Annotated in this window: 10 protein-coding genes; all 10 read right to left on the reverse strand. The window is 36.9% G+C overall.

All coding sequences use genetic code 11. The annotated features are described in order from the left end of the window. Positions 1-122 precede the first annotated feature (122 nt). The 10 genes from NST60_RS01270 to dapG all read right to left on the reverse strand — a co-directional run bounded on the left by NST60_RS01270 (position 123) and on the right by dapG (position 12409). A complete protein-coding gene (locus NST60_RS01270) occupies positions 123-1190 on the reverse strand; it encodes a BMP family lipoprotein (RefSeq protein WP_016201185.1) in 1068 nt (355 codons plus the stop codon). A gap of 61 nt (positions 1191-1251) precedes the next feature. Beyond that, positions 1252-1983 (reverse strand): GntR family transcriptional regulator, encoded by a 732-nt coding sequence (locus NST60_RS01275; RefSeq protein ID WP_016201184.1) that lies wholly within the window; start codon positions 1981-1983, stop codon positions 1252-1254. Positions 1984-2366: 383 nt separating this feature from the next. Beyond that, positions 2367-4703 (reverse strand): FtsK/SpoIIIE family DNA translocase, encoded by a 2337-nt coding sequence (locus NST60_RS01280; RefSeq protein ID WP_016201183.1) that lies wholly within the window; start codon positions 4701-4703, stop codon positions 2367-2369. Positions 4704-4829: 126 nt separating this feature from the next. Continuing rightward, complete coding sequence (locus tag NST60_RS01285) at positions 4830-5477, reverse strand: hypothetical protein (RefSeq protein WP_341098014.1); 648 nt, start codon at positions 5475-5477, stop codon at positions 4830-4832. Positions 5478-5532: 55 nt separating this feature from the next. Beyond that, positions 5533-5745, reverse strand: a complete 213-nt coding sequence (locus tag NST60_RS01290) for a YlzJ-like family protein (RefSeq protein WP_016201182.1) — start codon at positions 5743-5745, stop codon at positions 5533-5535. Next, positions 5742-6482, reverse strand: coding sequence for a ClpP family protease (locus NST60_RS01295; RefSeq protein ID WP_341098015.1), 741 nt, complete (start codon positions 6480-6482; stop codon positions 5742-5744). The genes NST60_RS01290 and NST60_RS01295 overlap by 4 nt, the downstream gene beginning before the upstream one ends. A gap of 242 nt (positions 6483-6724) precedes the next feature. After that, entirely contained in the window at positions 6725-8398 is a 1674-nt protein-coding gene (locus NST60_RS01300; RefSeq protein ID WP_341099771.1) for a ribonuclease J, read from the reverse strand. Between the two features lie 201 nt (positions 8399-8599). Next, positions 8600-9937: an amino acid permease gene (locus NST60_RS01305; protein WP_169188388.1), complete on the reverse strand. Its 1338-nt coding sequence runs from the start codon at positions 9935-9937 to the stop codon at positions 8600-8602. A gap of 338 nt (positions 9938-10275) precedes the next feature. Continuing rightward, on the reverse strand, positions 10276-11139 hold the full coding sequence (dapA, locus tag NST60_RS01310) for a 4-hydroxy-tetrahydrodipicolinate synthase (RefSeq protein ID WP_016201179.1): 864 nt from the start codon (positions 11137-11139) through the stop codon (positions 10276-10278). A gap of 52 nt (positions 11140-11191) precedes the next feature. Continuing rightward, the gene (gene dapG, locus NST60_RS01315) at positions 11192-12409 is read right to left on the reverse strand and encodes an aspartate kinase (protein ID WP_341098016.1); all 1218 of its coding nucleotides are present in this window, start codon (positions 12407-12409) and stop codon (positions 11192-11194) included. Positions 12410-12627: the final 218 nt, after the last annotated feature.

A 12627-nucleotide genomic window follows, 5' to 3' on the forward strand; every position in this document is an offset into this window, starting at 1 on the left:
ATTTTGAATAAAGAATAGAATAACACTTCTACTCTTTAGTTAAAATTCTATTTTTTGTCGTAAAAAAGGAATAAGTGTTTGCATTGCAAACCACTTATTCCTGGAAAATTAGCATATGCTATTTACTTAACAGTATCAGGAACAGTGTACTCACCGTTTTTAATTTTTGCAGTCCATTCTTCAACAGCTGCATCGATTTCTGCTTTGTTTTCTACTTCTTCATTAATTGCTGCTAGACCAACACCATCTTCTTTTAAGCCGTAAACAGTAGTTTCGCCACCAGGGAAATTACCTTCTTTGGCTTTAGTTGAGATATCTTGTACTGCAGTAGAAACACCTTTTAATGCAGAAGTTAACACAATATTATGATCTCCTACAGCGCCTTCTGCTGCTTGGTCAGAGTCAACACCGATTGCCCAAATGTATTTTTCAGGGTCTTTTTCTTTTAAATCACGTGCTTCAGAGAATAATCCAGCACCAGTTCCACCAGAAGCATGGAATACTACGTCAGCACCAGAAGAGTACATTTTACTTGCAATTGTTTTACCAATTTCAGGTTTATCAAAAGCACCAGCATATTGTACATCTACTTTAATATCAGGGTTTACCGCTTTAACGCCATCAACGAATCCAGCTTCAAAACGCCCGATAACTTCTCCTTCTACACCGCCGATAAAGCCGATTTTTTCAGATTTAGTAGCATGAGCAGCTGCTACACCAGCTAAGAAAGAAGCTTCTTGCTCTTTGAAAGTAATACTTGCTACGTTTGGTTGATCTACTACAGCGTCAACGATACCAAAATGAGCATCTTTTTGTTGTTGAGCGATTTCTGAGATTGCGCCTTCCATCATAAATCCAATACCAAATACTAGATCATTTCCTTGACGAATTAAGCTGTTTAAGTTAGTAGCATAATCTGAATCTGATTGTGATTGTAGGTAATCAATACCATTACCTTTTGATAGGCCATTATCTTCACCAAATGCTTGTAAACCTTCCCAAGCTGATTGGTTAAATGATTTATCATCAACACCACCTACATCTGTTACCATTGCAACTTTAAATGAGTCTTTATCCTTATCACCTTCTGCTGCATTGTCGTTACCTTTGTCATTACTTCCACAAGCACTTAATACAGTCCCAGCAGCTAGTACTAAAGACAGTGCTAAGCCAAATTTACGCTTCTTCAAAGCTTGTACCCCCTAGATTTTGTTATTTAGTAAGAAAATTTACGATTAGTTTGTCCAGCTTTTAAGAATAAATGCGTTTTCTTAATACTTGAAAGCTAAACTTATCGGATCGAAAATAATTTACTGAATAAAGAATCGGCTCATCCTTCTCATCATAATGCATCTGTTTTAAAACAAGCAGAGCAGTTTCTGGTTCGCATTGCAGAATGGGAGATACTTTCTCATGATATCCAATCGGTTCGATTTGTGCCACAGCGTATGTAATATGTCTTTGACTATCCGATTCCAAGAACTGAAAAATCGATTCTTGATCGTATGAAAATCGGTCAGGCAAGATTTTCTGCGGCAATTTATCAATACAATAAACAACCGGTTCGCCATTAGCTGTTCGAACTCTTTCGATAACGAGCAGTTCTTCCTCTTGCATAGCGGAGAAGCGTGTCGCATCTTCTTCAGTGGCAAACATCGTGTTTGAGCTTAGAAATATGGTGCCTGGATTCATTCCTGCCTGCATAATCATATTCGTGACACTATTTAATTGTTCTATGCCAGAATTAAACAATGGCTTGCTGTTAACAAATGTGCCAACACCATGTCTTCTGACAACCACATTTTCTTCTTCCAATGTACGAAGTGCTTCTCTTAACGTCGCACGACTTACACCTAAAGTTTTTGCAAGCTCGAATTCAGAAGGGAATTTTTCTTTTTCTTTATATACTCCCATCTTAATGTCTCTTTTCAGACGATCAACGACTTGCAAATATAAATGTCTCGTATCCGATTTAATTAGCATATGATGTTCCTCCAAACATTTCTAAGACATCAGACCTCTGATGTTCAATCATTCCTACTAATCGAAAATACTATAACACTTTTTGACTAATAAATAAATAGACTTTTAAGAATTTCGTCGAAAAAATACTGAAATGAGAGATTGTTCGGAAATCAATCGTTTTCAATTGTATATTCTTGTAAAAATAACGGTTAATCCCCCCTCTTTTTCCTCCGTTACTCGTAGGATTGTTCTGAATATACGATAAAAAAGGAACCTGAAATAGGTTATACTATTTCAGGTTCCCTTTGTTAAATATGATTATTTACTATACATTTCAATAGAGTTCTTTATATTTAAATATGGATCATTTCTATTCATGCATACTAATTCATATTTATATTTTATTGTATATTCATTTCTTCTGGCCCTTTTGAAATGAGGACGGTTCTAGGTTTACTACCCTCATATGGTCCAACTACCCCGCGGGCTTCCATTTCGTCAATTAATCTTGCTGCTCTCGTATAGCCAATACGAAATCTTCTTTGTAACATGCTAACAGACGCTGTTTGCATTTCGACTATTAATTCAACTGCGTCGTTATACAGCTCATCTTCGACTGCTCCTGTGACTTCGACAATTTCATCTGGGATCATTTCTTCCTGGTATTGTGCCTTCTGCTGTCCAATAACGAAATCGACTACTTCTTCTACTTCTTCATCAGATAAGAATGCACCTTGTACCCTAACCGGTTTACTTGCACCATAAGGGAAGAATAGCATATCTCCTCTTCCTAGTAGCTTCTCTGCTCCTCCCATATCTAAAATAGTACGAGAATCGGTCTGAGAGGAAACGGCAAAAGCAATTCTGGATGGAATATTAGCTTTTATAACTCCTGTAATAACATCAACAGATGGACGCTGAGTTGCAATGATTAAATGGATTCCAGCGGCACGCGCCATCTGGGCAAGCCTTGTAATGGCATCTTCTACATCAGATGAGGCTACCATCATTAAGTCAGCAAGCTCGTCCACAATCACAACAATAAATGGCAGAAGGGGCTGCTTTTCCTGTTCTTCTGCATTATAGCGTTTGATATATTCGTTGTATCCTTCAATATTTCTTGTCCCTGTATGAGAGAATAAATCGTATCTCCGCTCCATTTCACTGACGACCTTCATCAATGCTTGCGATGCTTTTTTCGGATTGGTTACAACTGGTGCAAGTAAATGAGGAATACCATTATAGACATTTAATTCAACCATTTTCGGGTCAATCATCATTAGTTTCACTTCATGTGGCTTTGCTCTCATTAAAATACTTGTAATGATCCCATTAATGCAGACACTTTTCCCGCTTCCTGTTGCTCCAGCAACAAGTAAATGGGGCATCTTATTTAATTCAGCACATACTGCTTCTCCTGTAATGTCCCGTCCAAACGCGATCATCAACTTAGAATCAGGTTTATCATTTTTACTTGATTCTAAAACTTCTCTTAGCGAAACTACTGCGACTTCTGAGTTTGGCACTTCAATCCCAATAGCAGATTTCCCTGGGATTGGTGCCTCGATCCTAATATCTTTCGCTGCTAGCGCTAATGCTAAATCATCACTTAAATTGACTATTTTACTTACTTTTACCCCTTCGCTTGGATGAACTTCATACTTTGTAACTGCTGGTCCTAAATGTACCTCTGTTACTCTCGCTTTTACTCCAAAACTATGGAATGTTCTTTCTAATTTAGCAGCATTTGCATGAATTTGCTCATATTCACCACTTTGATCTGCCTTTCTTGGCAGCTTTAATAGTTTTAAAGGAGGAAGCTCATAATCTTTATTCTCCACTTCCGTAAAAGTAATTGGGACAACATCCCCCTCATCTAACGGCTCGTCCATTGGTTCTACAACAGAATCTTCCGGAATGGGCTCATCTTGGTATGCTCTTTCCGCAAAAGTATTAATGATTGGCTCTTGTATGTAGGCTTCTTCCTCTTGAGATGAAGGATTCACGATGATGGCTGGAGTTGTATTTTGCTCACGCTGATTATTCTCTCTCCTTGCCTGTTTGTCTGCTTTGCGTTTTTCTTTATTTTTTTGGATAGATTCTTTCCAATCTTTCATATCTTGCACAAAAGCAGCCCATTGATCTTGAGTAAAATTCCAAATACTTGATAATACTTTTTTAAAGGCACCACTTAAAGTTTTACCTGTAAGCAAGATAAAACCAATCATAATCACAATAAAACTTATAATCTGTGTACCTACCGTATCGAATAAATAGTGGAAGAGGGCAAACAAAACGGCACCGATCATTCCACCGCCTAAATCAATATTCGTTGCCTGCTTTTCTACTTCCATCCAAAATAATTCCCAAGTATTATAAATCACACTTGGATTCGTAAAATTGCCTTGACTTGCAAGCAACTTAAATAGTGTCACATGACTGAGTAACAAAACGGCACTAACAATCAAATAAATGCCATTTAATTTTGTATGGAACATATAAGGCTTTTCTCGCTTCCACATTAAATAACCACCGTATACGATTAGCCCAATTAGGCAAAGCATATACCACTCTCCGAAAAAGAAACGGAAAAAAGAAACCATTGTTGCTCCTACGGCACCTAGTTTAAGAATAGAGATAAAACTTAATGCCATTATGACGAGAGCTGTTAGTTCATATTGTATCGTTAATTTAAGATGTTGTTTTTTTCTTGTTTTTCTTTTTTTTCTTTTAGCCATCTTGATCACCTAATATTTAAAATTATCTTCCTCATTTGTAATAAAGAAGCAGCCTAAGGCTGCTTCTTTATTGATTACTATATTATATCATAGTTTATAAAGCGAAACTTCTATCAGTAGGTTTTTTTATCCTTTGCTGTTGATAGAAGGCGGATGTTTGCTGTTGCGTTTTTTGGTTTGGCTGATTTGCTGTCTGCTTTGGCTGATATCTCGTTCGGTTGGCTGATTTGCTGTCTGCTTTGGCTGATATCTCGCTCGTTTGGCTGATTTGCTGCCTGCTTTGGCTGATATCTCGTTCGGTTGGCTGATTTGCTGTCTGCTTTGGCTGATATCTCGTTCGGTTGGCTGACTTGCTGCCTGTTTTGGCTGATATCTCGTTCGGTTGGCTGATTTGCTGTCTGCTTTGGCTGATATCTCGTTCGGTTGGCTGATTTGCTGTCTGCTTTGGCTGATATCTCGTTCGGTTGGCTGACTTGCTGCCTGTTTTGGCTGATATCTCGTTCGGTTGGCTGATTTGCTGTCTGCTTTGGCTGATATCTCGTTCGGTTGGCTGATTTGCTGTCTGCTTTGGCTGATATCTCGTTCGGTTGGCTGACTTGCTGCCTGTTTTGGCTGATATCTCGTTCGGTTGGCTGATTTGCTGTCTGCTTTGGCTGATATCTCGTTCGGTTGGCTGATTTGCTGTCTGCTTTGGCTGATATCTCGTTCGGTTGGCTGACTTGCTGCCTGTTTTGGCTGATATCTTCCCAAATTTGCTAATAAATCAAATTTCAAAGTAAGTTTCTTTCCTTATTATTCCCTCTAATCGACTTTTTCAGATAAAAAGCCATTAAATTGTTGGAATTTTTGCTCCTGGTTGCATTTCTGTATGCAGATAATGATTTGGATCGGTGCTAAGTACTCTAATGACTTCAAATTCATTTGACTCATTTCTAGCCACTAATAAAGGTATACCGTTATACTGAATAACTTGTTGTCTTTCATAGATGTCTTGACTCATTGGGAAAATTAATTCTTCAGGCATCATTGTATACATAATCATTGAATAATCCCTTCATTCTGTTCTTTATTGGCATCAATCAATTCATTTAGCTTTTTCATAGCATCTCCTACGCCGCCAACAGAGTCAATAAGTCCAGAAGTAACAGCATCACTTCCAATTACATTTGTCCCGATATCTCTTGTTAGATTTCCTTTAGCAAACATTAAGTCTTTAAAATTTTCTTCACTAATTTTGGAATGTTTTGTTACAAAGTTAACGACTCTCTCTTGCATTTTATCTAAGTATTCGAATGTTTGTGGGACCCCGATAACGAGACCTGTCAAGCGGATTGGATGAATCGTCATTGTTGCTGTTTCTGCAATATAAGAATGATCACAGGACACAGCAATTGGAACACCGATTGAATGCCCTCCTCCTAATACTAAGGAAACAGTTGGTTTAGAAAGAGCAGCAAGCATTTCAGAAATAGCTAATCCAGCTTCTACATCGCCCCCAACAGTATTTAAAATAACAAGTACCCCTTCAATTTTCGGGTTTTGCTCGATTGCTACAATTTGGGGAATTAGATGCTCATATTTCGTTGTTTTATTTTGCGGTGGTAATTGTAAATGTCCTTCAATTTGACCAACAATCGTTAAACAATGTATTTTGGAATCCTGAGATAGCTGCGGTACATTTGTTTGTCCCAACTGTTGGATTTTTTCCATTAAGCTAGATGGTTTATCCTCTTTCGGCTGTTCCTCAGGTTGAGCGTTATTATTATTTACTGAAACCATAAAGTTCTCCCTTCCTAAAAACCATAATAGTCTTAGTATGAAGCGAGAATCACTATTTCATGCGGCTGAAATCGAAAAGACAATTCACCACATTTACTATCGAAATGAAAGAATATTATTTTACGGTGTTGCTTTTAATTTTTGCATTCACATCCGAGTAATAAAATGTTAATCAACTGTCTGAATGCATAAAAAACAACCGTCTTACCAATGTATTCAATCGATAAAGACGGTTGTGTGTATTATTTTCTAGCCGGTTTTACTTCCATAATAATTGGCAAGATCATCGGTCTGCGTTTTGTTTTTTCATAAAGGAACTGGTTTAATGTATCTCGTATATCTTGCTTGATTCCAGTCCAATCAAAGCTATCCTTGCTGATACTTTTTTCCACAATATCTCTTACTCGGTCAGAAGCTTCTTCTAATAACTTTTCTGATTCACGAACATATACAAAGCCTCGTGTAATAATTTCTGGACCAGCAGAAATCTTTCTTTCCGCCTTATTTAACGTTACGACAACCGTTAAAATACCATCCTGAGATAGTAGCTTACGATCTCTTAAGACAATATTTCCAACATCTCCAACACCGCTGCCGTCAATTAAAACATTTCCTGCTGGAATCTTGCCGCCAACACGGAGCGTATCTTCCTTATATTCAAGAACCTCTCCTTGTTCAGGAAGATAAATATTTTGCGGAGCTATTCCGCATTCAATCGCAATTTTCTCATGCGCTTTTAATACACGGTACTCTCCATGGATTGGCAAAAAGAATTTAGGCTTCATCATATTAATCATGAATTTTAACTCTTCTTGGCTGCCATGATTGGAGCTATTGAATGTTTTATAGCCTGCAAGTAGTGTTGCACCTGCTCGATATAGTTTATCGATTGTTTTTCCAACAAATACTTCGCTTCCTAAGAAGGAAGACGCTGCAAATAAAACAGTATCTCCTTCCATAATGCTTGCTTGTTTCTGATTTTTCTTTACCATCTTTTGCAGTGCTTCAATAGGTTCCCCTTTTGTGCCAGTTGTAATGATTACCATTTGGTCTTGTGAATATGTTTGAAGCTCATTATAGGAAACGATTGTTTCTTCGTTCACTAACAAATAGTTATGCTTTAAGGCAATTTGTAATACTCTTTGCAAATTCTTGCCAATAATTGCGACTTTACGATTTGTTTTTTCTGCAGCATCAATTATATGCTGGATTCGATTTAAGTCAGTAGCAAAACATGCAGCAATGATACGACCCTTTGTGTGTAAAAATGCTTCAATTAAGCTTTGTGTTACAATAAAGTCAGTTGTAGAATAACCTGGTTTATCTGCATTCGTACTATCAGAAAGTAAAGCTAATACTCCCTCTTCGCCTATCTTTGCCATCTCACCATATTCTGGCTTATATAAATCACTTGCCGTCTGGTCGAATTTGAAATCCCCAGTATGTACAATTGCGCCTTCTGATGTATGGATAACGATCCCAATACTATCAGGGATACTATGATTCGTCTTAAAGAAGGACACCTTTGAGGAAGCAAATGTTAGAACGGATTTAGAGGTAACAATTTCAAATTGTGCTTGTCCTTTGAAGTCCTGCTCTTTCATCTTTTCCTTTGTCAGTTCAGCTGTTAAAAGCGTCGTGTAAACTGGAACATCCAAATCTCTTAAAATATAAGATAAGCCTCCAATATGGTCTTCATGTGCATGTGTTAGGAAAATCCCTTTTACTCTGTCTTTGTTTTGCTTTAAATACGTGATATCTGGAATAACAATATCAATTCCCAACATTTCATTTTGTGGATACATTAAGCCAGCATCAATTATAAATATGTCTTCATCCACTTCGACTACAAACATATTTTTTCCGTTCTCGCCCACTCCACCGAGTGCGACCAGCTTTATTTTTTCATTTTTCATCACTTTTTGTTTCCTCCTATGTTGAGTTAAGCCGACCATTGATCAGTTATGATTATTATACTTGATGTTTAAAAATGTTTACAACCAATTTTATGAAATCTTCCTTTTGAAAGAGCTTTTTCTGCCAAAAATCGGGATGTTTACTTTTGGTATCCACCTTGATTTCATAGGCTTTTTCCATAGAAAATTACTATTTATTTTTCACCGCTTATTCGACTGAAATTTAAAAATAGAAATAAATATTACGACTGCAAAACAAGCTAAACATGCCATAATACTAATTCGGTTTGCCTCATCGAACAAGAAACTAATACTAATAATTGCTAAGCATATAACCGTAAAAATGGGAATAAACGGATAACCCCAAATTTTAAAGCTTGGCTGAAATGGATAAGATCTTCGTAACTTTAGTTGCGCTAAACATATCGTTATCCAGACAATCGATACAACAAAACCTGGAAATGCCATTAATAAAGAGAATACTTGATCTTGCTTCACTAATGCAATCATAGAGCCTGCAATTAAAATAACAGCTGTAACCATTAAACTATAAAGAGGTACTCCACTTTTATTTACCTTACTAAATGCCTTTGGACCTTGTCCTTCTATAGCAAGGGAATACATCATTCTTGTACATCCATATATACCCGAATTTGCTGCAGATAACACGGCAATAATTAAAACAAAGTTCATAATATGTGCTGCGCCAGACAATCCGGAAATAGAAAGTACTTGTACGAAAGGACTAGAAGCTTCTGTTAGCTCGTTCCAAGGAATTAGTCCACAAATAATTAGAATTGGTAGTGTATAAAATAAAATAATTCGTAAAATAAAGCTTTTAATTACTTTAGGTAGTATTTTGTCTGCATCTTTTACCTCTGTTACCGTTACTCCAATCAGTTCAGAGCCACCATAGGAGAACATAACAATTAATAATGCTGAAAAAACAGACATCCAGCCATTTGGGAAAAATCCACCATTCTCTGTGTAATTTTGCAAATAATTCGTTTCTCCTGATGGAATGATTCCAAATAATACCGCTGCTCCTAATATAATAAAGAGAATAATCATTCCAATTTTAATACCTGCAAACCAAAATTCAAATTCACCATAATTTTTAACATTCATTGTATTTACTGCGATTAATACAACAGAACAAATAATACTTAAAATCCATAACGGGATATCTGGCAGCCAATATTGCAAAAAGCTTCCAGCAACAACAACTTCAATCACGCATACAGCAAGCCATAGAATGCAATACATCCAGCCAATAATGAACGCCATTCGATCACCAAAAGCTTTCCCGATAAAACCTTTCATATTAGTATTCGGATAAATAATAGCCATTTCTGCAATACTTCCCATTACGACAAGCAATAATAGTCCAGCAAATATATATGTAAAGATAACGCCTGGGCCGGCAATAGACACTGTTTCGCCGCTTCCTTTAAATATCCCTGTTCCAATTGCTCCTCCCATTGCCATTAGACTAATATGTCTTGGCAACAGATTTTTCTGTAACTGATTTTTTGCCATGTCTTCTCCTCCGTACTTCACTCATTACTTTTAAAATTTTCTTCTACATTCGCACATTCACTATGTATCCAATCATAATCAATTACAAGTTTAGAAACAAGCTTTTCTTGTGATGCTATCCAACAAAAAAGTCAGAAGAGCTAGCATTCTCTGAAGGAATAACCAATGGCAATACCATAATTTATGGTATGCTGCAGGCTTACCCGTAATAAAAGAGAGAGCTAAATTCTTCTGACACATATACATTAAATAAAGCTTATTTATCGGTATGAAGGAAATTCACAAAATTATTTTCGTATTTTTATAAATTATTTTGGATAAGCGTAAGCTAACATAACTTATAAAAATCTTGCAAGTTCTGTTCGTTCTTCCTCTGTTAATGGTACTAAAGGTAAACGAACTGAACCAACATCAAATCCTTTTAATTGCAGTGCAGTTTTGACAGGAACAGGGTTAGGTGCTTTAAATAAAGCTAACATAAGAGGAAGTAATTTTTGATGCATTTTAGAAGCAGCGTCTATTTTTCCATCTAAAAAAGTACTTACCATTTCTTGCATTTCCTTACCGATTACATGAGAAGCAACCGAGATTACCCCAGTTCCACCTACAGATAACAACGGCAATGTCAAACTATCATCTCCACTGTATACATAAAAATCATCTGGTGTAGATGCAATAATTTTCGTGATTTTATTCAAATTTCCGCTAGCTTCTTTTACTGCTACTATGTTTTGAATTTCGGACAAGCGAATAATAGTTTCTGGTTCAATATTAACAACAGAACGACCTGGAATATTATATATCATAACGGGAAGTTTTGTAGATTCTGCAACTGCTTTAATATGTTGATACAAGCCTTCTTGATTCGGTTTGTTATAGTATGGTCCAACTACCATAACCGCGTCCACGCCTGCAAGTTCAGCTTGTTTCGTTAATTCGATGGACTCATATGTGTTATAACTGCCAGTTCCTGCAATGATAGGAACTCTCTTTTCCACTACCTTTACCACATGTTTAAATAAAGCAATCTTCTCTTGTTTGGATAATGTTGGCGATTCTCCAGTTGTACCAGCTACCACTAAAGAATCTGTTCCGTTTTCAAGTAAATGATTAATTAACTGTGTTGTTTTTGGAAAATCTATATGTCCCTTGGCATCAAATGGTGTAATCATGGCCGTTGACACCCTACCAAATAAACCCATCGTTCCACTCCTATTCTCATCTCGATCTCGTCGTATCTATATCGTATCTTTTCTATTCTTTCTCTAGTTCAAATGCATCATGCAATACATTAACAGCACTTACTAAATCATCCTGTTTCACAAGTACCCATATCGTCGCATGGCTATCAGCTGATTGGAGAATTCTAATTCCTTTATTTGATAGTGCTGTAACGATTTTAAATGTGACACCAGGTACACCGGCCATTCCAGCACCAACAACGGATACCTTTGCACATTCTCTTTCAATAACAGGTTCATAACCCATATTCTCAAGAACAGCTATCGCTTTGTTTGTCATTTCATTTGTAACTGTATAGACGACACTGTTTGGTGAAATGTTGATAAAGTCTACACTAATTTCTTCATTAGCCATCGCTTTAAATACTTGTGCTTGCAAATCATATTGGTCTTTTTTCGCAAATACCTTAATTTGTGTTACATTCGCTACATGAGCTATGCCAGTAACAGGTCTCTCTTTAATATCACTGCCTCTGCTTTCTGGATTGCTTGATGTAACAAGTGTACCAGTACCTTTAGAATACGTAGAACGAATTCGAATCGGCACCTTTGCCTGCATAGCAATTTCTACTGCTCGTGGATGGATAACTTTCGCCCCTTGGTATGCCATATTACATACTTCTGAATAAGTGACAACCGATAATGGACGAGCATTTTCTGCAATTCTTGGATCAGCTGTCATAATCCCTTCTACGTCTGTAAAAATATCAATATATTCAGCATTAAGTGCAGATCCTAAAGCAGCTGCTGAAGTATCGCTTCCGCCTCTACCTAATGTTGTTGTATCGCCATTTGGTGCTGCTCCTTGGAAACCAGCTACTACTACGACATCATGATCCTCCAACTCTTGCAAAATTCGGCTGCAATCCATTTCCATAATTCTTGCGTTGGTAAAATCATTATTTGTCTTAAAGCCAGCTTGCGCACCTGTTAGTGAAGTTGCAGAAATCTGATTTTCTAATAATAGCTGCGTAAATACTACACTAGAAATAATTTCGCCACACGACATTAACAAATCATTTTCCCTTCTGCTAATACTCGATTCGGATCCACCGACTAAGGATAATAATGTATCGGTTGCGTATGGCTCCCCTTTACGTCCCATTGCGGAAACAACTACAACTACTTTATACCCTTCACTTAATGCATCTTTAATATGATCTTTTGCTTGAATTCGGCTTTTTTCATCTCTTACCGATGTTCCACCAAATTTTTGAACCATTATCTTCACAATAAACACCTCTGAACACTTTCTAAAAGAGTGTAATATAAGGGTGCCTTTTTCTAGAACAAATTTGAGGTCTCTCTATCAATAAAAACTAAAGATAGAGATTAGCCTCATTCATCATTTTACTAGGAGGATCCCTTGTTGATTTGGACTTAGTTACTTTACCCTTGAGTCCGTTGATTTTACGAAAAGTATTCCTAAAAAAGAGAATCTCTTTCAGA

Origin of the sequence: Niallia sp. FSL W8-1348 (assembly GCF_038006745.1) — a bacterium.
Taxonomy (GTDB): domain Bacteria; phylum Bacillota; class Bacilli; order Bacillales; family Cytobacillaceae; genus Niallia; species Niallia alba.